Below are 21532 nucleotides of genomic sequence, written 5' to 3'. Positions count from 1 at the left end.
CAGCGTCGCTACTTGCAGCAGTGGCAGCAGGTCTGCCAGCTCCAGGAGCAGGCGCACCAGAGCGGCGACCCTGCCGCGCTCGATCGCTACTATCGTGCGCTGGCCGAGCTTCAGCTGGCCCAGGCCCAGTGGAAACAGGAGGAAACGCTGCGAGCGCGGCTGATGGAGCTGCTGGACGCGTTCTATGCCCAGCAGCCCTGCCGTTGTCCCGCCACGCGGCTGCTGGTGCAGCGGCATCATCCGGGGCTGTATCGGATCAGGCCCGTCTATGCCGCTGATCCGCCGCCGGAGGCGCTGCGCGCCAGCTACCTGGAGCGAGGGCAGGAAGAGATGCGCGCCTGGACGCGCTATCTACGCCAGTGCTGGGAGAGGCGACGGGCGGCACACGCACAGAGCAGCGTGCCCTGAGCGTGGGAGAGCACCGTCCGGGGAGCAGGAGCGAGCTCCTGCTCCCGCCATGCAGGTAGCTAGTCCCGGAGGGATCGCAGCGGGCTGCGTGAGCGTCAGTAGATGCCCCGTCCCGGATATTGCCGGCACGGGCTGCTGGGCCGTCGATCTCGCCGAGGTCTTCTCCCGCTACCAGCGGCTATGTCTATCAGCGCCTACTCGTGGCGGTAGGCCCCGGAAGGAGGAGCCTGTCGCCTTTTCACATCAGCACAGGACAGAGAGGTACCTTCAAGATGTGTCAGCTCTCAGATAAGTCGCTGCCCCCTCCGTCGATTGATACTGATACGCATTCCCTCTGTTGATGTGGTTCGCTTGGAAGCCGCGCCGATGCTGCCTGAGCGAGCCGGTGATCAGCGGTCTGTCGCATGGAGAAGGACCGCACCCACAGGGCGGAAAGCACTCGTCCGGCAGTTCCCACCACTAAGGTGGGCCCCAGTCCGATGGCCTGGCCTACTGTTCCACTGAGGAAGGGTGCCTACCTACCGGCATGGCGCCAATCATGACGAGGCGCATACAGGCGCTCATCCGCCCCTGCAGGCACTCTGGGGTGATTCCGAGAAGACCGGTGGCTGCAGCGTCGACAGGAAGGCCTCGGGATCGGAGAGCGGCTGCCTCTGGAGAGAGACGCCTTGCGCCAGCGCCCAGCTGCTTTTAGCAGCGCGAGCCTTATCCTGGATAACCTCCACAGTGGCAAAATCGACCTCTGCCTTCCAGGGGCCGCTCCACCATTCGTAGACCGACCGCTTAGGTTGACAGATAGGCATACAGAGTAGCTTAATAGCCGAGAACAGGCCATCGTCTCCGCGCGCCAGGGAGCCAGCGAGTCTGATGGCTTTCACCTGCTCCCTAGACTCCCTAGAGCACACCTGCAGGCGATCACGCATCTGCGCTACGATCGCCAGGCGCTGCTTGCTCCTTGATGGCACGCAGGATGACTCTCATCCGCAAAGAGCCATCGTGATTCCTCTGCCAGACTGGTTCCCCATCACACTTCTACCCACAAGGCGTCACTGAGTGAGTCAGGGCACCAGTTGTCAAAAATTGTCCTCAAGAGGAGACAGCTTGTGTCCACAGGTGTTGGCGCATCAATAGCAGCTAGTCCCTCCTTGAGCGCATAAAGATGTGTTGACTGCTGCCACTGCATTCACGGACTGTCCAGCCTAGATCGCTTGTCTCTGTCTGAGCAGGGCAGCCTCAATTCACGAGAGCATGACAGGGGCACCTGTGCCCGAGAGGGCTTCTCCGTCCGCCACTGCTCACTTTGGGAGGATGCCCTCACCACCACCTTCACCCAACAGCATCGTCTCTGTCGCGAGCGAGCCTACCCTGTGGTCAGAAAGAGAGGACTTTACTCCCGAGCAAGACCCCGGTCAGCGAGGATACGGTATACTGGCCTCTGCTGGCTCGCCGGCATCTGGCCCCAGCCGCAAAGACCCAGCCTCACGAACGGCACTATCCCGGAAACAGCAAGCCGGCACCTCTTGCCTGGATTCAGCCCTTGGTACTCCTGGTTATCGGAGGGTGCTAGCTCCAGCCCAGACCGGCAGCCTCTTCTCATGGAGCACAAGCCTACAGTGAGAGCCGTCAGGTTTCCAGGCAGTACTGCAGGTGCCTGATCTTGTGAGACCATAGGGCAGCATAATGCCAGCGTGCTTCGCCTGGTGATGGAAGCGATGTGCAACCTCCCCCCTGAGCTTGATGCTACCAGCCTTGCTACCGTTCGCCGTCTGGCAGAAGCGACCAGTGCTTTTGGCTTTTTACTAAAAATCAATCAAATTTTCACATTGATATTTATCATTAGTTGTGTTATTCTAAGAGAGTAGCAGCGTTCTGCCTTGGTTAGCCTTTCATTCGTGAAAGGACGGGAGCGATGGTGCGTGCTAAACAGATCAAGGTTCTTCTGATCTTTGCCAATCCCCTGCCCGAACGGCGCCTTGAACTTGATAGAGAAGAGCGCCAGATCAGACAAGCGATTGAGCGCAGCATCTGTAGAGAGCGCATCAAGCTTGTATCGCGTCAGGCAGCCACGACAGCTGATCTACAGCGGGCGTTGATAGAAGGGTCGTATCAGATTGTGCACCTGGCTGGTCATGGGAGACGAGAGGGAATTTTTCTTGCAGATGAGCGCCACGGTTGTCACCTTGTTCCTCCGGCTGGCCTGGCGCGACTTTTCCAAGGGCATCCAGCCCTGGACTGTGTCGTACTCAACATCTGCCATTCCCTGGCCCAGGGAGAGACGTTGACCTCAGTCCCTTTCACAATCGCCATGGACCAGGAGATCTCCGACGAGGCTGCTATCGAGTTCGCCCGCGGCTTCTATGATGCATTAGGGGCAGGAAAGTCCTATGAGGAAGCTTACGAGCAGGGCTGTACTGCTATTGCTCTGACCAGGCCACGTGAAACAACTCTGCCGCACCTGCTCAAGCATGGCCAGTGTGTGGCCCCCATAAACGACGAGCAGCCTGAAGAGAGCTGGCAGGAGATCAGCGCCCGACGTGAGCGTCCCTATATCCGGCCTGGCCGCTACCTCATTGGCTGTGCCTTTGATCTCTCTGGCTCGATGCAAGCCAGCATCCGTTCTGAAGGTGAGAAGGAGCTGAACCGCCTCCAGAGCGTTGAGCTAGCCTGGCGCGAGCTGCTGGTCGAAGCCAGAAACAGCCTGCGGGAGAGCCGTGCCCGCTCCCTGGACTCCTCCATTGATCTCTTCGCCTATGGCTTTGGCTTGCGCTCGGTGCCCGTGTGTGACCTTTTCAGCCTGCTGAGGGCCATTCGGGAACAGCTTCCCCAGGCCGAGATCGAGGATGCCACGGCGGCCAAAAAACAGAGCTGGAGGCGCCAGCTTAGCGGTTATGCTGAGACGAGCGCCTTGCTGAAGAGTCTCGACCTGGGTGACCTGCTCAGCAAAAGCCAACGGGTGATCAATCAGCTTGGCGAATACAGAGCGATCAAGGACTTGATCAGAGCCAGACGGTCGACGATTCTGGCCAGGGCAGAGGCACTTGGGGACACAACACTTTCCTTAGATGAGGCGCTAGATCTCATTGATGTGCCTGAGCGTTGGCGCATTGATTTGACGGTCCTCAAAGAGCTGGTCTTTGGGGCGACGCCTTCCAGAGAGCTGTTTGAGGAACTGATCCGGCGGTTTCAGGTAGAGCTGCAACAACGCTCGACTCCTCCCACTCGGACCTTACTGCTGCTCATTTCCGATGGCAAATTCGCCCAGCAGGACCCTTTACCTCTGGCCCAACAGCTGCAGCGGATGGGAGTCACGATTATCTCGTGCCTGATCAGCCCCCAGGATCTGAGCGACCCTCGCCAGCTTCGCAATACTATCGCACCCTCTTGGGGACCAGAGGCCGCGGTTATGTTCGAGCTGGCTTCTTCTTTACCCGAGCAGTCAGAGGTATGGCGTCACCTGCTCAGGCACGGCTGGACGATTTATCCGCAGGCGCGTCTCTTTGTTCAGGTGAATCATACAACGGTGCTCAAAGAATTTGTGCGTGTCGTTTTGAGCCTGTTAGAAGATTCGGAGGCCGCCAGGGCCTTTCCCAAAGGATGGTGAGTTAACGATGTCCACGACGGACGCCACACCTTTGACTTCTTCGCCACGTGCGAGTGCTCGCCCTCCTTTGCTGCTAGGCATCCTGGTTGATGTCTCCGCCTCAATGCGCCAGCAGTGGCATAGTACTGATGGCCGGCCTCTGCCGCGCGCCAGGGTCCTGCTGCAGGCCCTCAACAGGGCCGTGGAGTCTTTTCGCCACCATGGGCAGCAGGACAGCTTACCAGCGATCGACGTCTTCTGTCTGGGGTTCGGCTTCCGATGCCACGTCACTCCCATTTACGACCTGGAGACAGAGGAGGCCAACCCGCCCCAGCAGGAGCAGCCCTGTGCCAGTATGGGCCTGCTCGATTTGGTCTGCGATCTGCTGGCATTGAGTGAGATCGTGCCGCGCCAAGCTGATCTGGAGCGCTTCCAGCAGCTCCTCCATCGGAAATGGCAACAGTGCGCCGGCACGGTCTTCGAGCAGACGGCCATTGTGGCCAATGCCTTTGGTGAACTGGTGGACTACATTGAACAGGCCCTGCACGAGTCAGCCACACGCCGCCTTCAGCGCAGCTTGTTGGCCCGCTTCGCCCGTCTCGATTGCTTCCCTCGACTCGCAGCTTTGTTCCAGGAGCAGCTAGAACAGCGAGCCGTCAGGATTCGCGAGATCTCACGCCACGCTGCCAGGGAATACGCAGATTCGGTCTTCAACCAGGCCAACAGACATTTCAAGCGTTATCGGGATCACTATGTCCACATTATTGAAAGGCACCTGGAACGTTTCGCCAAGACATATGTTGTCACAGCACTGCAATCCTTCGTCCTGGGCTTCACTCTGGAAGAGATCGTTGATGATTTGGATGAGGAACAGGCTCTGACCCTGGCCAGGCGCATCTATGCCGACCTCCAAAGAGAGGTCGAGCAGCACGTGACAATGGTTCTGACGCTGTTGCTTGGCAAGCTGATGGCCCAGCGGCGTCTGATCTCGGCTCGCCTCGATCGACGCACTGTTGAGAGCCTGACTAGGCGCTTTCTCCAGAAACATGGTTGGGATATCTTGCGACCGCTCATTGAGGAGACCGTTCTGTCGCTCTTCCTTCGTCAGTTCCAGTGCGAGGCCAGGAACAACCTTCAGCGTTGGATTCGGCTGGCTAGCAGCCGCGAGGTCATCCGTCCGCTTAAGAGTCTGAGCACCTTGGTTCCTGCTGAGTTTGAAGAGCAACTCTGCACCGCAGGCGTCCTCTTCGGCGCTACTCCTTTTCAGGAGGCGTTGGACTGGGCAGCCCGTCGTTTCCTTGAGCCATGCTATCAGCAGCACCGCAAGGTCTTGCTCATCATCTCCGACGGCGCCTTTCCCTATGCACAAGGTGCCTTGATCACAGCCAGACTGTTAAAGCGACGCGGGGTTGTCATCATCAGCGGCCTGATTCACCGCCAACGGCTGCTTGATCGATTTTGCAGGAGCGCACCCCAGCATTGGCCTCCCGGAGCCAGATGCATGCTTGAGCTAGCCTCAGAGCTGCCCGAGGAGGAAGGCCCAGCGGTCAGCACCCCCTCAAGCCCGGCCCCTTCTGGCAAGAAGTGCTGCTATCAGCTCAACCATGCCGACCTCTTGGGGCCTTTTCTCGATTGTCTGCTCACTGACCCTGTGGTCGCCGATGGCTGAGTCACACAGCAGATCTATTTCATACGGCTATGGCCTCTTTCTCCATACGCCGCTTCCTGCGACGTTTGCGCTGGGGATGTCCTCAGCCCGAGTGGCTCCTGGTGGACAGCCGCGAGGCAACTTGAGATGAGCATAGTACTGAGTGGGCAGGTTGCCTGGTTATCTGCTCGCCAGCGCGAAATCACCCTGGCTCCAACTGGCCAACCCTTCCCTCGCTTTCACGGAGCCTTGTACCGCCTGCCTCGCGCTCCTCCTGCAGGGCAGCCGTGGGTGAGAGCAACAGCTCGCGAGAGCGCTGGTAGCGCTCTTGATAGACAGCTCGACGAGCACCAGGAGCCGCCACAGACAGAACCGGTGGGCGCTGCGCTTCCAGCGCAGTGGCATCCTTTCAATCACCTGCAGCGAGTCCGACCAGGAGTGCAGCCCCTCGCACCGCCGTGTCCTTCTCAGCGACAGTCCAAAGTTCCCGTCTCAGGATATCCGCCAGCATCTGCTGCCAGCTAGAGTGCAAGCTCCCTCCATCGGCGGCGAGAAGCTGGTCACCTTCCTTTCTCTCAGAGAGCGCCTCCAGGGCCAGACGCCTTCCAAAGGCTACCCCTTCCAGAGCGGCGTGGAGGAGATGGCGGCGCTCATGCCCGAGATGCAGATGGAGCCAGCTAGCAGCCTGTGGCCTCGGATGATAGGGTCGCTCTGACGCCAGACAGAGCAGAAAGAACAGCGGCTCCTGAACATCTACCTCCTCACTGCTGGCATACAGCTCGTCCCAATTGGCCTACAAGGCCCAACGCACCCGGTCCAGAGTCAGCCCGACATTCTACACCGCCGCCATTCGATACCAATGCCGCCGTCCGCCGTTCAAGCGCACGCTTAGCCCGCGTATCTCCAGCAGCGGCGCCTTCGACTGCTGCCTACCGATGGGCCTCCTTTCTCGCTCACCACCATCGGGAGCCGAGCGCCCAATCTCGATCTGGACCTGTCCACCACTCTCGGTGCCTCAAATGCCACTCAGGCGCACCGGCGTTGCCTGCCCGGCCTTCTTTTCCTCTTCCGCCCAGGAGGTCGCCCGGGCGATCAGCCAGCCGCCTGCGGTCTCGGCCCACAGGCGCTGCCCCCGCGCATCTGCCTCCAGCCGATACTGCTCCAGCCCCGGCTGCCACCGTCGCCACAGCGCCCAGGCTTCCTGCAGCCGCTGCCAGGTCGCCGCCGCCTCCTCCGGCACCCCTCGCAACTCGATCTCGACTGCCGCCTCCTGATCGCTGCCCGCGCCCGCCCGGCTCCCACAGACCAGCCCCCGCGGCTGCTCCGCCAGCCACCAGACCAGCCAGCGGCGTCCCTGCCGCTGCTCCTGCCAGCACTGCACGCCTGGCAGCCGCGCATACAACCAGAACAGTCGCCACGGGTCCTGCTGCAGTTCCTGGGGCGTGACCGGCCACTCCAGCTCCCCCTGAAACTGTGCCCAGCGTGGCCAGCCCTTCCCAGCCGGGCGCGGCGAGCAGTCTGCGTAGCCCGACTCCCGGCGCAACGGCATGAAAGCTGCGGGAAAACGCAGCCTCCCCTGCAGCCGGAGGCCTCCCTGCTCCCGCTGGGCGACCAGCACGCCGCCCAGCGGCGCCTGCCCTGGCTGCAGCACGGCGACCAGCCTTCCCCCAGGGGCCAGCTGCTCGAGCCAGGCCCGAGACACGCCCTCGCTGCTGGCGGTCACGATGATGCGGTCATAGGGGGCATGCGCTGGACAGCCGGCCCGTCCATCGGCCTGCCGCAGGTGCGGTTCCAGCCCGAGCGCCTGCAGCGCCGAGGCGGTCTGCCGCAGGGTCTCCGGCTCGATCTCCAGGCTGGTCACCAGGTGGGCTGCTCCTGTCAGCCGGCACAGCAGGGCCGTTTGATAGCCCGAACCCGTGCCAATCTCCAGCACGCGCTGGCCCGGCTCCACCGCCAGCTCCGTCAGCATGCGCGCCACCAGCGAGGGCTGCGAGCTGGACGAGAGCGTCCGCCCCTGGGCGTCGACGCGCGTCACCAGCGGTCGATCTTGATAGACCCGTTCATACCAGGCGCGCTCGTCTCCCTCCGCTGGTCGTACTGGCTGCCAGATCCGGCTGCCCGCTTCATGGTCCCAGAGCAGGGGCACCAGCCGATGACGGGGAACCTGCCTCAGCGCTTCCAGCACCGCTGGGGCTACTGGGAAGGGCTGCGCCTGGACTGCCGCTGCCAGCCGCTCAGCCCAGGAGCGCCAGCCGGCGGCTCCGGTCGTCTCGGTCATCGAGGTTCCTCCTGGTTCTGAGCCGGCGCTGGCGGCTGGCCTGGCCAGGGGCACCGCTCGGCCTGGCCTGCCAGCAAGGCGGCCAGCGAGGCCGCCAGGGGCAGGCCCGTGGCGTCTTCCAGCCAGCCCCACTGGCCGTTGGGGTTCAGTTCTAGAAACACATCCTCACCCTCGGGGGTCAGCACCAGATCGATGGCGGCACACTGGAGCCGGAGCGTCCCAACAAGGGCCAGACAGGCCGCTTCTTGCGCAGCAGGCAGCTGATGGACTTGGTAACGCAAGGCTCCAGAGTCGAGCCGGAAATCGAGCCGGGCTGGGGAATCCTCGGGCGCAGTCATGGCGACGGCAAACAGGCGAGCGCCGATGACGGTCACCTGCGAAGCCACCCACCGGGAAAGCACCCCTTGAAAGCAGTTGAGCTGAGCGCCACTGGCAGACCGGACCGGTCCGGTCCACTCTGTTCCCCGCTCCAGGCGTCTGCTGCGCACACTGCAGCTGGATGCTCCGTTCCTGCGGGGCGGTGGGCAGCCGTCGAAGCGGCCCTGCAGCCCGGGCCGACGAGGCCGAGGCTACGGGCAAGCCCCTGGCTTCAAGCCAGGGGTTGTTGACCGGATTCCGTCAGAGCCAGTCAGGCCTGGCCCTCATCCCTGCTCCTCCTCCTTCCCGATCTAGAGCCAAGAAGGCGGGTTCACGACGATCCGGTCCAGCCGAATCTGGCAGTGACGCCATTCCTCTTCTGACAGGGTCACCACCTGATCCGCTTGCAAGACCCATTGCCCCCCGGACTGCTGTTGACAGAGCACGACTTCCACCTTGCCGGGGATCGCCCGCCACAGCAGCGCCTGCCCGCGCGGTGTCTCGATCACGAAGGGCTTGCGGTTGAGCGGCTGGCCGGCACTCCCTCTGATCACCCGCGTGAGTCTGGCCCGGACCACCTCGAAGGCCCGGTAGGGACTTTCATGCTCCCAGGGAGCCAGAAACGGGCGGTAGGGTGTCGGATCGAGCGCCTCCGCCTCGCTGAGCAGTTCGGCTTCCGAGACGTCACGAAACTGCAGCACATATCGCTCAGTCATGGAACGCCCTCCCAGGTTGATCCTGGTCTGCAATGACTCCTTCAGTCATCGTCCTCGTCCTCCTCGTCTGGGGCCGGTCGCTCCTCCCCTTCATCATCCCCGTCTGGCTCTGGAGGCTGGTCCGGTACATCGAAGTAGCCCGCAGCTGGGGCATCATAGTCATCGTCACCCTTGCCGCGCGTGAGCTGCACCACCGATCCAATCTCGACCAGCAGCGGGTCTGCCGCCAATGCTGCTGCTCCTCCTTCCCCCCCTTGCTTAGGTGGGGGAAAGGGAGCCGGTTGAAGCCACAGAAATCTCATCAGATCCTCCTTTGGAGCAATCATGTGCTCTTCACTCCATCCACTGGATGAGCTGTCCAGAACTGCCCGCTTCCGCCTGCCTGCCCCGACCGCGAAGCACCACGGGAGCTGCTGGCAGCCCCGTCACAGGTTCTTGCCCCCTTCCTGCTCCTCCCCCCTGTCGCACCCAGAGTGCGAGCGCCAGGCTGCTCAGCACGAGCGGTTGAGCCACCGTCACGAACGGGAGCCGGTCCAGGTGCGCTCGCAAGCTGTCACCATCCACATAGGGAGCCAGCTCCGCTAATCCTGCACGCAGCTCGTCTTGCAGCCAGGCTCGCCGCTCCCACAGCGCGCGAAAGATAGCCCGAGCGATCCGCCCTTTGGTCGCTCGCAAGCGAACTGGCTCGGGCACGTGTCCTCGCATCGCCTCCCGGAGCAGTCCCTTGGGAGGCAAGCCGTGGGGAACCAGCAGCGCCAGCGGGATCGCCAGCACCTGCTCAAGCACCCGCGGATCGGTGTAGGGATCGGTGCTCGTGAGCCCGGCCTCCACCAGCGGACGGGCTGCTGCTAACGCTGCGGTCTCGGCAAACCGGTCGATCCCGCGAAGCCATTCCCACACCTGGACTGGCCCCCGCTGTCGCCAACGCTGGCGCTCCGCCTCCTCCACCTCCAGCACTCGCTGCCACACCCCTGGTCGCAGCCAGGGAGCCAGGGGACGTCGATGCCAGGGGGACTCCGTGGACCGCCAGAGCGGAGAGCCGCGGGTCAGCACGATCTGGCCCCATGACATACCCTGCCGATGCCAGAGCCACAGATTCTGCCACACGATCCCAAAGGCGTGCTCTTGCCAGCATGCTCGCAGGATGGTCCTCCACGCCGGGTCCCAGAGCGCATCCCCAAAAGTCCCACGCAGGTACATCCGAACCCGTCGGCTCCGTGCCAGCTGGCCCAGACACCGATACCAGCTGCCGAAAAAGAGCACCGCCGTCAAGGGCACCGGGGCCAGCCGGGCAAACTGGCTGGCTTCCTGCAGGAGAGGCGCCTCCTCCTCGGTCCAGATGCGCAGCGGGAGGCCCAGCTCCCGCGCCACCCGTCTGGCAAAGGCACGTTCATCGGCCTCGGGCACACGCTGACAGGAAAAATGGACGCCCATCACACGGGCCGGAGACAGCTCCTCTGTGGCCAGCGCCGCACAGCTGGAGGAATCCAGCCCACCGCTCAGATCCACCAGCACCGTCTGCTGTCCCTCGACCCGCTGGCGTACTGCCTCCCGCAGGACCGGGAGCACCTGCCTCCCGGCTTCCTCCAGAGTGCGCGGTGGGGTGGATCGCGCCGGGCGAGGAGACCAGAAGAGGCCGGTCTGGAGCTGGCCCTCCTGCCAGCAAATCCAGCCCCCTGGGGGAACCTCGTGCACCGTTCGCCAGGGCGAGGCGCTGCGAAAGTGCCCGGTCGCCAGATACCAGCAGACCCAGTCAGCATCAAGATCACGGGGGCCATTGGTGGCGAGAAAGAGCCAGGCCGGATCAGAGGCCAGGATGAGCGCTTGCCCACAGACCTGATAGAAGAGCGGGCGCAACCCAAACGGGCTGCGTGCTGCCAGCCCTCGCCGGCGTGCTTCATCCCACCACACACAGGCATAATCCCCCTCGAGTCGGCGAAGGCACTCCAGTCCCCAGCAGCGGTAACTCTGTGCCAGGCATTCCAGATCTGAGAGCGTCGCGGGAACAGCCCCGTGGGGCCGGAGCGCCTCCAGTAGGGCGGGGCGGTAATACAGACGACCGTCGGCCGCGACCCAGGGCGAGGTACAGGACTCCCAGGATCGCGGGCAGGCTTCTTGTTCAAGCGCCTGCCAGCACCAGCAGCCCTGGCACTGCCACGAGAAGAGCTGATCTCCGCGCTGGCGCACCAGGCTCCCAATCTGCAGCCAGCGGGTGGGTTCAATGGGGGTCTCCACCTGGGGAAGATCCGGCGCCAGAGACACCCAGAGACAGAATCCACTCAGAGGCCCTCCTCCTTCCTCGACTGCAGCTGGTCCCGTCCACTGTGAAAGATCGGCTGCAGCGCGCCAAGCATGGCCCGGTGAGCCAGCCATCCGAGCCCCGCCTTCCAGAAGAGGGGACCATCAGGCCCCTCCACCCAGGCATGGGCCGTGAAGGGAGCCGTCGAGACACCCAGCACGACGTGGGCAGCGATCCCTCGCTTGCGGAGCACCCACCAGAGTGCAAGGCTTTGCTCCAGGCAGGTGGGCGGGCGCCTCTGCATCAGGCTGGCCCACCGCATCCAGCGACACAGACGGCTGATCCGCGGGCGAGCGGCTCCCCTCAGCTGGTCTGAAGCGGCTCCTGGCAAGGCCTGTCCCTCGGCGACGACGAGCAGCAAGCCATCCGCACGACAGAGCGCCCTTCGGATGCCCCACAGGGTCAGCCAGGCGTCCAGCGGATCCCCGAGCAGCGCACCAAAGCGCAGCACCCAGAGCAGGCGAGAGCGGGCCCGCCGCCAGGAACGCGATGGCTCCGCCTCGATCAGACCATGACTGGCCACTCGCTGGAGAAATCGGCGGACCTCTGCTCTGGCAGCTTCCTCCGTCATCCCTTGCCGCCGGAGCACGGCGACCAGTTCCTGGTCTCCCGCGCCAGCCTGGAGGGCTTCCCAGAGCTGCCAGCCGCGAGGCGTGAGTCCCAGATAACGTCCCCGGCGCAGATCCAGGAGGATGCCCCCTTCTGGGGTGTGAATGGCGAACACTGCCAGCTGATCAGCCAGATCAGGCGCCATTGGCTCTCCTTCCCTTCTGAACCACGCAGCCACTCCCTGCCCTGCAGCAAACAATTCCCTGGCCTCGCGCTACCCCGCTCCCCCAGTGGGCAGACACGCTGCACCATCTGGGAGAGGCCATCCAGGGCCAGATGAGTAACTGCTCTGCCTGGTATCCACTCCAGTCCACGAGCATCTCCTCCTCTGGACCGAGTCGATGCTTCCTCTTCAGTATAACCGTTCCCTGCCCCGCCCGTCCAGTCCTTTCGATCCACATCTGCCTCGCGTGCGTTCCCTATCAGGACGTTCCCAGGAGCAAACCAGTGGGGAAGTGGCCAGGGAGCAACGTGCAGAGAGAGGAAAGGGTTCAGGAGCTCTTGCGCTGAAAGGACAGCAGTAGAACCAGTGCCTTCGGATGGTGATTGGACCGACAGGGACCGGCTGGCAGGCGTCGCCCCTGTCTCCTTGCCTGCCCTGCCGGGGAGTGCAGACAGACCTCGCTTTGCCGCTGCTCGCCAGCCGGCGACGGATTCTCTGCCTCTCGGGGGTCACCCGAGACCCTTCGAAGGCGCATGCTTCTCATCCTGGTTCCGGTTCTGGTGCTGATCCTCATGAGCATGCTCAGCTGTATGACAGGATGAGGAGGGGAGAAAGAAAGGAGCACTGAGGGGGCCCTTGTACGCACGTTGTTTGGTCGCCACCGCGCGCGCTTGGCGCCTGCTTCGCCGACGCCAGCCGCCCCCGACACCTCCCCCGAAGCTGGCAGAGCGCACCCGGCTCCCCAACGCCGCTCTCTGGAAGACGTGCCCTATCTCTTGCCCAAGGACCCGCTGGAAGACCAGCGACTCAACTACCAGCATCACGCGTTGGCGAGGACCCTGAGCAACCATTACCTGGCCCCGCTTGCCCCAGGGACCCGCACCATCCTGGATGTGGGGACCGGCACCGGCATCTGGGCGTTCGACATGCAGGCGCTCTTCCCGCACGCGCTCATCGTCGGCGTTGCTGGCTTCCTGCATCCTCTTCTTCAAACTGACTGGGGGCCAGGCTTCCCCCGCCTGGGACCCGCCAGCAGCGCGCGCAGCCGTGCCACCTCGGGCGCACTCCCAAATGGCGAAGCCGCCAACTGATCTACAAGCTGGCGAATCTTGGCAAGATTGAGGCGACTATGAAGCTGCTCCATCTGCTTCACTGCCTCCTGCGCTAGCTCCGCGCTCATCTCATACTGGCTCAGGTCGGCGTAGGCCCGGGCTTCCAGCAGGTCCGAGTACGCTGTCCTGCGAGGCATCCCGTCCTTGCGGGTGGCAGGAAGCGCTCTCAGCGCTTCGCGCGGCCATCCGATCACAAGAAGGGCCTCGGCCCGGATCTGTTCTCGTCGCCCCCGATCAAGCCGCAAGTGGAAGGGATCTGTCAAGATCGCGCGTTCTTCCCCTTGGATCACCAGACGATCAAGCTCACGGATCAGGCCTCTGTCTGCTGCAGCAGGGAACCTTTGCTGCCGGTGCGCATACGCAGTGATCAGGCATTGTTGGAGGAGCAGAGCTTGCCGAAGCTCCCCGGGCAGTTTTGTGAGCACTCCCTGTTCCTGAAGCGACTCGGCCAGTTCAAGTGCCGCGTCATAGCGACCAGCATCAAGCAAGGTAATCTCCTGTCGATAGCAGGCCTCTCCAAGAAGAACAGGATCTTGCAACACATCAGCCCAATGGGCAGCTCGGTGCAGGTGTTCTAGAGAATGATCTATGAACAGTTGATCACGAGCCAAGTAACCGCCGAGCAGATGATATCCTGCCAGCAGCCGGATGAGAGATCGATCAGTCCGCGCCCGCGCAAAGGGAATCGCTTCGTAGAGCGCGCTGATCATGCTTTGGATCTCTGACCACCCAGCAGAGGCATCACCTGTATAATGCCTGTCCCACAAAGCCTCCAGTCGCTGCGCTGCGGCTTCTGGATCAACGGCTCTGCGCGTGATCACAGCAGGCCCCACTTGTTCTCGCAAGGCGGCGCTGACCCCGCCTGAACCGGGCATCTCTGCCAGCCCAAGCAGCACCGGCGGGATCGCCAGCGTTTCCGCCAAAAAGCGCCGACGGCTGATACTGTCGAGCCCTTCTTTGCGTTCTTCCATGTTTCGTACTGCCCTTTCTGAAATGCCCAGCGCCCGCGCCAGATCGGCCTGTGTCCAACACTTGCCGTCAGGCCGCCGCTTGCGCTGACGAAAGTATCGTACCACCTGACCAGCGTGGGGCCAGCCAGCCTCATCTTCCTCAAAAGGAGGATAGCCCTGCTGGACCCACCACGGACAGGAAGCAGCGCGCGCGCGCTCCTCCCGCGCTGCTCCCTCTGCTGCCTGCTGCATCGCCTCTCATCTCCCTTCCTTCACATGCACACGGCTGACGGGCTTTGAATAGGGGCATGGTGATGTTGTAATGGAGGCATCTCCGACACACAGAAGTGGCCCCGTCTCGCCCAGCAAGGAGCAAGCAAGCGGCTACCGGCCCCCGCTCCCGGGAGCGGCCCGCACCCACCGCGCCGCTGCCGCTCTCCGGGGCCTGGCGGCCAGCAGTGGAGAAGCTGAAGCGATGCCTGGGCCTTGCTTTCGTTGCTGGCTTCCTGCATCCTCTTCTTCAAACTGACTGGGGGCCAGGCTTCCCCCGCCTGGGACCCGCCAGCAGCGCGCGCAGCCGTGCCACCTCGGGCGCACTCCCAAATGGCGAAGCCGCCAACTGGTCAGTGAGGCACTTCAACCGGGCCAAATTGACGGCACTCTGGAGCTGCTGGACAGCAGGGATCGCCTCCTGAGCCAGCATCACGCTCATTTCATACTGGCCCAGGTTGGCATAGGCCTGGGCCATCAGGATGGCCGCATAAGCGTGCTGGCGACGAGGCCCGGTTTCCTCTGTTGGGCTTTCCGCAGGCAGCACCGCCAGCGCCTCTTTATTCCATCCCATACCGATCAGTGCAGCCCCGCGGTCCACCAGACACCGTGTCAGGTCAACACGCAAATGGTACACAGGTTCTAAGGAACCGTGGGATAAGAGCGTCATGGCCTGGTCAAAGCAACGCGCCACCGAAGACCAGGCTACTTTCCCTTGCTGGGCTGCAACCCATGCCTCAAACACGCCGAGACGGATCAGGAGGCCGGCTTGTACCAGAGGAGGAAGCCGTCTCAGCAAGGACCGAGCTTCCTCTGCATCACGGCTTCCGCGGAGATCATGTGCATCATACCAATTCGTGATGCGCCGTTCGAGCGCTACTCCGAGCAGGGCCACATCATCCAGATGCTGAGCCCATCTCACAGCTTTCGCAAAGTGCTCTTCTGCCTCCTGAAAGCACTGCTGATCTCGCAGGACCTCCCCGCTCAGCAAGTGATATTGTGCGAGGAGTGAGGCCAGTTTCGGCTGATCAGACCGGGCCCAGGGGAGCGCCTCATAGAGCATGCTCATCATCTGCTTCGCCTCGGCTAACCGGGCCACCGCTGTTTGCCGCCAGTGCGTGTGATACAGGGCCTCCAGTCGCTGCGCTGCGGCTTCTGGATCAACGGCTCTGCGCGTGATCACAGCAGGCCCCACTTGTTCTCGCAAGGCGGCGCTGACCCCGCCTGAACCGGGCATCTCTGCCAGCCCAAGCAGCACCGGCGGGATCGCCAGCGTTTCCGCCAAAAAGCGCCGACGGCTGATACTGTCGAGCCCTTCTTTGCGTTCTTCCATGTTTCGTACTGCCCTTTCTGAAATGCCCAGCGCCCGCGCCAGATCGGCCTGTGTCCAACACTTGCCGTCAGGCCGCCGCTTGCGCTGACGAAAGTATCGTACCACCTGACCAGCGTGGGGCCAGCCAGCCTCATCTTCCTCAAAAGGAGGATAGCCCTGCTGGACCCACCACGGACAGGAAGCAGCGCGCGCGCGCTCCTCCCGCGCTGCTCCCTCTGCTGCCTGCTGCATCGCCTCTCATCTCCCTTCCTTCACATGCACACGGCTGACGGGCTCTCCCTCCCTCCCTCCCTCTCTCTTTCCCCGCCCCTGCCTTCTCCAGTATAGAAGACGATCGGCTCCCTGGCAAGCACGAGAGCGGAAGTTGTTCTTCCGCCCTGCTTTGGGAGGGAGACCCACCTCCAGGGAATCAAGGCGGATACCCCAGGGAACGTGAGCAGAAGTTATACAAGAAGTTTTTACAGGAAGATACGATTCCTCTCTCTCCGATCTTCCTTTGCAGGAGAGGAACAACGATCTATGCTGGAAACAGCAGGAGGGAGAGGAGGGCGCGACGGAGTCGTCCTCTAGAAGCTCAGCGATCGACTCCTTAGCAGGAGCGAGGGCAAGGGGAGGGAGGAGCAGCATCTGATGGCAACGGCCATACAACCGCTGACGGGTTCTCTTGCACCGCAGCCGCCCTGTCCGCGTTGTGGGCAGCGGCAGGCCCAGCGCGCTTCGCCTCCCCCTCGTCAGCAGGCGCTGGGCCATTCCCCTTCGAGGCAGAGATCCTGCGTCGGCTCGGGGAGCTGCTCCAGCAGGCTGGCTGCGTCGACGTGACCAGCCTGGACATCCCCGTGCCCGTGGGCCGCTGGGCCGGCACCACAGGGCAGTTACTGCGCACGGATCTCTGGCATGCGTTTGACGCCCTCTACGCATAAGCCGTAGCTAGCCCAAAAGAACACGGCTCTTGATTATGCTTTGGGACAGAGCGTGCAGAGAGGACTCTGCCTCCAAGGGGGGAGAATCGGAGGCAGCTCCGGAGCTGTCTTCGGAGCCGCCATTCGTTAAACTGTCACAAGCTGTGGATGGGACCCCAGCAACTCTTGACCAAGCGCTGTAATTTCTCTGGAACGCCGGTACCTTTGGCGGAGCTGCCGATATACTAAGGCTACTCTGGCGATGTTAAACTCAGACTTTAAGGGCCGTGATGCCAGCAGCGCATCCTTCGCCGCCAGTGCCGCTTCGATGGGCTCTCCCAGAGCAAGGTGGGCCTGAGCTCGTAAGGCATCCATGTAGGCGAACCGGCGAGGGAGGGTAAGCGGTGTCATCTCTTCGGCTAGCTCTAGCTGCCCCAGCGCTTCTGCGTGATCTCCTATCGCGATCAGCGCCTCGGCGCTCGTCAGGTAGTACCAGTCCAGTGAACACTTTGTGAACTCATTGTCTTGGTTGACACCCAGAGAGATATCCCGGTGGCTGCTCTCCAGCAAGGAGTGTACCTGTTTTCGGTCGCATTCTGTCTGAGCCGTGTGGGCGCTGACGAGCGCGTATTCTAGTGCGACAAGCCCCCGAACCGCAGGTGTTGCCGTCCGGGCGTGTGTTAACGCACCCTCTATGAGGCTTTGTGCAGTGGAGATGCGCTCTCTGGGAGCCTCTGGGCTGGTGATAGCCTGCTCGAATTCGGCAATCCCACGCCGGTAGAGCGCGATAGCGAGGAGATCGCTGCTCGGTTTCATTCCATGAGCTGCTTGTGCGCAGATAATGGCCTGATCGGCGTATTTCCTTGCCTGCTCATACTGGCACTGCTCTCTCGTGACCATCACACCGAACTGGTAGTACCTCGATAGCAAGGCAATCACTGGCATCTTGGCCTGCTCCGGTAGCTGCCTTGCTATGTCTATGAGCTGCTGGATAGAAAAGTTCAGCTGCTCCAGGTCTGCATAGCCATGCCTCGTGTAGTACCCATTAAAGTAAACTTCCAGTGTCCGCTGATACTCCGCGACGGTTCCCTTGAGCAACGTTTCACGTCTTGGCGCCCTCGGCGAGGCCAATTCGTTCACAGCTACTGGCTTCGCAGCTAAACCCTCGCTGAGTCCAAGGAGAACGGCGGGGATACCCAGTAGCTCCGCGATCACTCGTCGACGAGTGATGTCGGTGGGGACGTTGTTTGTTCGCTCCATCGTTAGCACCCAGATCCGCGATTTCGGCTTCACCTCGAACTCTCTTCCGTAGAGTTCTTTGAGCTTCGCCGCGAGAGCTTTCGCGTAGAGCTCTCCAAATTCCGACGCACTGATGCCTTTCTTCACTCGGTAAAATCGTACAACTTCGCCGCTATTCGGATAGCCGTCTTTGCCAGCACTAAACGGGCCGAACTCTCCATTTTCCCCCCACATGAACTGGGTCATGTGGCAATCTCCTTCCGCGGTCGAACAACGACACTACGAATAGTATTTTCACCAGCGTACAACGAACCATTGCCGACGTTCTTCAACGCCATCTCCCTCTGTAATATCACAACATTACAGCAGCGTGCCACTCCCAAGAGACGGTACTGGTCAGTGTGCTACACTACCGGACGGATAAGAAGAGCAGCATCTTGGCAGAACAGTCAGTCAAACAACGTAGGCCAGGTCGCATCAGCGATGCTTATGGCCAGACAAGAGGGAGGAGCAACATCTGATGGCAACTGCCGTCCAACCGCTGACGGGTTCTCTCGCACCGCAGCCCCCCTGTCCGCGCTGTGGGCAGCGGCAGGCCCAGAGCGCTGGGCTTCCTCCCCCTGAGCGGGTCCAGGCGCACCCTTCTGCCATCAGCCCTGGCCAGTACGACCTGTCATCTACTCAGCCTGATGACATGATATATTCACCCCGAGGAAAGGAGCGCTAACATGGGGTTCTGGCATCATCTCTTCCGCAAGCGCCGCCGCGCACAGGCCCGCGCCGCCTCGTCTCCCGTCCCTGCCGGGACCACAGCGGCAGCGGCGCTATCGATTGAGACAAGAGAAAGGAGGATCATGATGGCAACCGCCGTGCAACCCGTGTTCTTCGTCCCTGACGAGCCGGGACAGCCTCGGGTCGTCCAGTCTGTTGCTGCCCGACCTTCCTGCCTGCCTGCGCCGGCGATGGCTCCCTCTGGCAGTGCACGAGTGCAAACAGCCCCTGCAGGGAGGTGAGACTCATGCCCTGGTGGCGCACTCGCCGATCAGAAGCCGACCTGCCGTCAGCTTCCCCTGCAACGGGAATGGCCACCGTGTCTGTCGATGCCGCCGGACGGAGACGAGTAGAGGACATTCCCTATCTCCTTCCCAAAGATCAAGAAGAACTCAACCGCCTGGACTATCAACACTATGTGCTGCGCCAAGTATGCCGCGGGAATGTGCTCGCCCCTGTCGCTAAGCTGCTGTGCGAGGGGGTGCCGGTGCTGGATGTGGGCACCGGCACAGGCCGCTGGGCGATGGAGGTCGCCGAGGCCTTCCCCCGCTGCCAGGTCACCGCCTTCGATCGCGAGCCGCCTCGCTCCTCGCAACCTCTGCCCCCCAGCGTGCACTTCGTGCAAGGGGACCTGCTGCAGGGGCTGCCCTTCCCCAACCAGTCCTTCGGCTATGTCCATCAGCGCCTCTTGGTTGCGGGCATTCCCCTGCAGCAGTGGCCTGCCGTGCTGCGAGAGCTGCTGCGGGTCACCCGCCGCGGTGGCTGGATCGAGCTGGTCGAACTGGGGCTGGGCCTCTGGCCCCAGGGGCCATGCTTACAGCAGGTGGTGGCGTGGTGGCAGCAGTTGAGCGCCGCCCGGGGCATGGATGCCAGCCAACTCTTCCTGCTGGGCCGCTGGCTACGCGAGGCCGGTGCTGTCCAGGTCGAGCAGCGCACGCTCTGGCTGCCGGTGGGCCGCTGGGGAGGACGGCTGGGCCAGCTCCTGGCTCAGGACCTGCTGGCGGCGGCTCGGACCCTCGAAGCGCCGGTTGAAGGGCTGGGCGTGCCCGTGGCTCGCTTTCACGAGATCTTGGAGGGCCTGGCACGCGAGTGGGAAGAGGGCCAGGTGACCTACGAGGTCTACGCTGCCTGGGGGCGCAAGCCATGAACCACCCTCGGCACCGTGCGCGAGGGCGCCTGCTGGCGGGGACGGCCCCGCTGCCGCTGCTCCCCCGCTCGGAATGGAGACGGGCCTCCCTGCTGCTGGGGCTGGTGGAAGGCTTTCTGCGCCGCTTCCTGCGGCGGCCCCGCGCCTCGCTCTCGGACCAGACCCTGGCGCAGTTGCGCCAGGGTCCCCCACTCCTTCGGCGCCTGGGGCGGGTGGTGCGCTTCCAGCCCCGACGCGAGGGGCTGAATTGACGAACACGCGGCAAGCGATCCGCTTGCTCCCTGTGCGACTCACGTCTCTCTAGATCGCATGCTGGAAGAAAGGAGATTCTCGGTGTCATGAATCAGGTGCTAGCGGTACATCTCCCCGAGGAGGGTGGTACCGCCGAAGCCGGCGCCATGAGCTGCGAGCTGCTGCTCGAAGCCTGGCAAGCCATCGAACAGGCCCTCATTCAGCTCGACCACCTGCCTCCGGCGCAGGCCTGGCAGGCCCTGCTGGCCCCTTTCGGTCTGCGGGTTATGCCACCGGAAACGCCTGCCGGGTCCTCGCCGCCCTCGGCAGGCGCAGGAGGTGCCCCATGACCGCTTCTGCCAGCTCCCACCCGCTGCCGGCGTCGGGGTCGGCGTCGGTGCCGGCCCCCAGGCTCACGGCTGATCAGCAGCGCCGGCTGGCGCGGCTCCGTCCGACCGACTGGCTCGTGTTGCTGCTGCGCCAGCAGGGCTGGCGGGTCGGCGCGATTGCGACCGCGCTGGGCGTCAGCCCCGGACGGATTGCTCAACGGCTCCACCGGGCTCGCTTCGCCCTGGAGGTGCCCCGTTCCACGCAGGCCCTGCTGGCTGCCGTCCCCTGGCAGCAATGCCCCACCGAGGCGCAGGCGGCCTTTGAGCGGCTGCTGGCCCGCTGGCGGCAGGGGCCCCCGCCAGCCACTCCCTGGGGTCTTTCCCGCGTCCAGCGCCGGCGTGCTGAAGAGCCGGCCCAGCCAGACGGAGGTGCATGCCATGCCGCTTCGTGAGCATGATGCCCGTTGCGCCATCGGGCAGGACCTGCTCCAGGTCAACGCCGCCCGGCCCGGTCCTGCCAGCAAGGTCCTGGGTCTGGCTGACGACCCTGTACCAGCAGGCGGTGGCCGAGATGCAACAGGAGGACTTCTGTGCCCTGTGGTTCCTGCTGACCGTCTGGGGGCAGACCCCACAGCAGGCTGAACAGGGAGGCCACCGATGAACACACACTGGCAAGCCCTGGTGGCCTCTTTTGCCGCCGTCACGGATCGTCTGGGGAAACCCATTGATGCCGAGATCTTCGAGACGGTGGTGGCCCTCAACGCCGTCGGCCTCCCGACCGTCATGTCCTGCGGGGGCCACCTGGATGAGCGACGCGGCCTGCGGCTGCCCTGGGTGGACATCGGTCCGCAAGACGCCGCCTTTCAAGCGCTGGTCCAGGAAGAGGAAGCGCTGCGCCAGGAGGTTTGCCTGGCTCATCAGCGTCTCTCAACGTTGCGCCAGCAGCAGGATTGTGCAGAGGCGCTCCTTACAGAGACCCAAAATCAGGTCTATGAGCTGGCCCGCCGCCTGCGTGCGACCCAGCGAGCGTTGGCCGTCCGGCAAATTCCTCTCCGCGCCAGGCTGGTGCAGTACCTGAGTCGGTTCTATGAGGGAAGGATGGTGCCTTTCGATCGCCGCCTGATCCTGACCACGGGGCTGTACACGCGCCTTCAGAACCAGGGAACCATCGACCTGTACCTGGAAGCCCCGCC

At 63.1% G+C, this 21532-nt stretch carries 19 protein-coding genes; 8 read left to right on the top strand and 11 right to left on the bottom strand.

Annotated features, from left to right (window positions below):
* The 3 genes from BGC09_RS23060 to BGC09_RS21240 form a co-directional block, all read left to right on the top strand.
* A partial coding sequence (locus BGC09_RS23060; protein WP_176728999.1) for a hypothetical protein occupies nt 1-408 on the top strand: 408 nt, incomplete at its 5' end.
* A 1909-nt stretch (nt 409-2317) separates the two neighbouring features.
* Nucleotides 2318-4009, top strand: coding sequence for a CHAT domain-containing protein (locus tag BGC09_RS21245; protein WP_069806208.1), 1692 nt, complete (start codon nt 2318-2320; stop codon nt 4007-4009).
* A gap of 7 nt (nt 4010-4016) precedes the next feature.
* On the top strand, nt 4017-5657 hold the full coding sequence (locus tag BGC09_RS21240; protein WP_069806207.1) for a vWA domain-containing protein: 1641 nt from the start codon (nt 4017-4019) through the stop codon (nt 5655-5657).
* Nucleotides 5658-6045: 388 nt separating this feature from the next.
* On the opposite strand, the gene BGC09_RS23600 is transcribed toward BGC09_RS21240, so the two are convergent.
* From BGC09_RS23600 to BGC09_RS21180, 11 genes are all read right to left on the bottom strand, one after another.
* Nucleotides 6046-6414, bottom strand: coding sequence for an FGGY-family carbohydrate kinase (locus tag BGC09_RS23600; protein WP_084659217.1), 369 nt, complete (start codon nt 6412-6414; stop codon nt 6046-6048).
* A 237-nt stretch (nt 6415-6651) separates the two neighbouring features.
* Entirely contained in the window at nt 6652-7914 is a 1263-nt protein-coding gene (locus BGC09_RS21230; protein WP_069806205.1) for a protein-L-isoaspartate O-methyltransferase family protein, read from the bottom strand.
* Nucleotides 7911-8300 carry an MvdC/MvdD family ATP grasp protein gene (locus tag BGC09_RS21225; protein ID WP_141727903.1) on the bottom strand — a complete coding sequence of 130 codons (390 nt, stop codon included), beginning with the start codon at nt 8298-8300 and terminating at the stop codon, nt 7911-7913. Before BGC09_RS21225 ends, BGC09_RS21230 begins: the two co-directional genes overlap by 4 nt.
* Before the next feature lie 282 nt (nt 8301-8582).
* Complete coding sequence (locus BGC09_RS21220; protein ID WP_141727902.1) at nt 8583-8987, bottom strand: hypothetical protein; 405 nt, start codon at nt 8985-8987, stop codon at nt 8583-8585.
* A 41-nt stretch (nt 8988-9028) separates the two neighbouring features.
* The gene (locus BGC09_RS21215; protein ID WP_141727901.1) at nt 9029-9289 is read right to left on the bottom strand and encodes a hypothetical protein; all 261 of its coding nucleotides are present in this window, start codon (nt 9287-9289) and stop codon (nt 9029-9031) included.
* 31 nt (nt 9290-9320) lie between these two features.
* Nucleotides 9321-11249 carry an asparagine synthase-related protein gene (locus BGC09_RS21210; protein WP_069806201.1) on the bottom strand — a complete coding sequence of 643 codons (1929 nt, stop codon included), beginning with the start codon at nt 11247-11249 and terminating at the stop codon, nt 9321-9323.
* Nucleotides 11250-11266: 17 nt separating this feature from the next.
* Nucleotides 11267-12040, bottom strand: a complete 774-nt coding sequence (locus tag BGC09_RS21205; RefSeq protein ID WP_069806200.1) for a lasso peptide biosynthesis B2 protein — start codon at nt 12038-12040, stop codon at nt 11267-11269.
* A 527-nt stretch (nt 12041-12567) separates the two neighbouring features.
* Nucleotides 12568-13038: a hypothetical protein gene (locus BGC09_RS21200; protein ID WP_069806199.1), complete on the bottom strand. Its 471-nt coding sequence runs from the start codon at nt 13036-13038 to the stop codon at nt 12568-12570.
* A gap of 8 nt (nt 13039-13046) precedes the next feature.
* The gene (locus tag BGC09_RS21195) at nt 13047-14372 is read right to left on the bottom strand and encodes a helix-turn-helix domain-containing protein (RefSeq protein WP_069806198.1); all 1326 of its coding nucleotides are present in this window, start codon (nt 14370-14372) and stop codon (nt 13047-13049) included.
* A 268-nt stretch (nt 14373-14640) separates the two neighbouring features.
* Nucleotides 14641-15954 (bottom strand): helix-turn-helix domain-containing protein, encoded by a 1314-nt coding sequence (locus tag BGC09_RS21190; protein ID WP_069806197.1) that lies wholly within the window; start codon nt 15952-15954, stop codon nt 14641-14643.
* 815 nt (nt 15955-16769) lie between these two features.
* On the bottom strand, nt 16770-18107 hold the full coding sequence (locus BGC09_RS21180) for a hypothetical protein (protein WP_069806195.1): 1338 nt from the start codon (nt 18105-18107) through the stop codon (nt 16770-16772).
* Between the two features lie 772 nt (nt 18108-18879).
* On the opposite strand from BGC09_RS21180, the gene BGC09_RS21175 reads away from it, so the two are divergent.
* From BGC09_RS21175 to BGC09_RS21150, 5 genes are all read left to right on the top strand, one after another.
* A complete protein-coding gene (locus BGC09_RS21175; RefSeq protein ID WP_084659215.1) occupies nt 18880-19779 on the top strand; it encodes a class I SAM-dependent methyltransferase in 900 nt (299 codons plus the stop codon).
* On the top strand, nt 19776-20030 hold the full coding sequence (locus BGC09_RS21170; protein ID WP_069806193.1) for a hypothetical protein: 255 nt from the start codon (nt 19776-19778) through the stop codon (nt 20028-20030). Before BGC09_RS21175 ends, BGC09_RS21170 begins: the two co-directional genes overlap by 4 nt.
* An 87-nt stretch (nt 20031-20117) precedes the next feature.
* Nucleotides 20118-20360, top strand: a complete 243-nt coding sequence (locus BGC09_RS21165) for a hypothetical protein (RefSeq protein ID WP_069806192.1) — start codon at nt 20118-20120, stop codon at nt 20358-20360.
* A complete protein-coding gene (locus tag BGC09_RS21160; protein ID WP_069806191.1) occupies nt 20357-20791 on the top strand; it encodes a sigma factor-like helix-turn-helix DNA-binding protein in 435 nt (144 codons plus the stop codon). Before BGC09_RS21165 ends, BGC09_RS21160 begins: the two co-directional genes overlap by 4 nt.
* 205 nt (nt 20792-20996) lie before the next feature.
* Nucleotides 20997-21532, top strand: a 536-nt coding sequence (locus BGC09_RS21150) for a hypothetical protein (RefSeq protein WP_084659214.1), incomplete at its 3' end; no start/stop codon positions are given.

The sequence above is a fragment of the Thermogemmatispora onikobensis genome, assembly GCF_001748285.1.
Taxonomy (GTDB): domain Bacteria; phylum Chloroflexota; class Ktedonobacteria; order Ktedonobacterales; family Ktedonobacteraceae; genus Thermogemmatispora; species Thermogemmatispora onikobensis.
The sequence above is the reverse complement of the archived record's forward strand: the minus strand, read 5'-3'. Positions and strand labels throughout refer to the sequence as shown.

Bases quoted from the DNA above. Each gene is read 5' to 3' on its own strand.
- BGC09_RS21245 (WP_069806208.1), top strand. From the start codon at position 2,318: ATGGTGCGTGCTAAACAGATCAAGGTTCTTCTGATCTTTGCCAATCCC.
- BGC09_RS21240 (WP_069806207.1), top strand. From the start codon at position 4,017: ATGTCCACGACGGACGCCACACCTTTGACTTCTTCGCCACGTGCGAGT.
- BGC09_RS21230 (WP_069806205.1), bottom strand. From the start codon at position 7,914: ATGACCGAGACGACCGGAGCCGCCGGCTGGCGCTCCTGGGCTGAGCGG.
- BGC09_RS21220 (WP_141727902.1), bottom strand. From the start codon at position 8,987: ATGACTGAGCGATATGTGCTGCAGTTTCGTGACGTCTCGGAAGCCGAA.
- BGC09_RS21215 (WP_141727901.1), bottom strand. From the start codon at position 9,289: ATGAGATTTCTGTGGCTTCAACCGGCTCCCTTTCCCCCACCTAAGCAA.
- BGC09_RS21205 (WP_069806200.1), bottom strand. From the start codon at position 12,040: ATGGCGCCTGATCTGGCTGATCAGCTGGCAGTGTTCGCCATTCACACC.
- BGC09_RS21200 (WP_069806199.1), bottom strand. From the start codon at position 13,038: ATGCAGGAAGCCAGCAACGCCGACGATGAGCGCGTGCGGGAAGAGCGC.
- BGC09_RS21195 (WP_069806198.1), bottom strand. From the start codon at position 14,372: ATGCAGCAGGCAGCAGAGGGAGCAGCGCGGGAGGAGCGCGCGCGCGCT.
- BGC09_RS21190 (WP_069806197.1), bottom strand. From the start codon at position 15,954: ATGCAGCAGGCAGCAGAGGGAGCAGCGCGGGAGGAGCGCGCGCGCGCT.
- BGC09_RS21180 (WP_069806195.1), bottom strand. From the start codon at position 18,107: ATGACCCAGTTCATGTGGGGGGAAAATGGAGAGTTCGGCCCGTTTAGT.
- BGC09_RS21175 (WP_084659215.1), top strand. From the start codon at position 18,880: ATGCCCTGGTGGCGCACTCGCCGATCAGAAGCCGACCTGCCGTCAGCT.
- BGC09_RS21170 (WP_069806193.1), top strand. From the start codon at position 19,776: ATGAACCACCCTCGGCACCGTGCGCGAGGGCGCCTGCTGGCGGGGACG.
- BGC09_RS21165 (WP_069806192.1), top strand. From the start codon at position 20,118: ATGAATCAGGTGCTAGCGGTACATCTCCCCGAGGAGGGTGGTACCGCC.
- BGC09_RS21160 (WP_069806191.1), top strand. From the start codon at position 20,357: ATGACCGCTTCTGCCAGCTCCCACCCGCTGCCGGCGTCGGGGTCGGCG.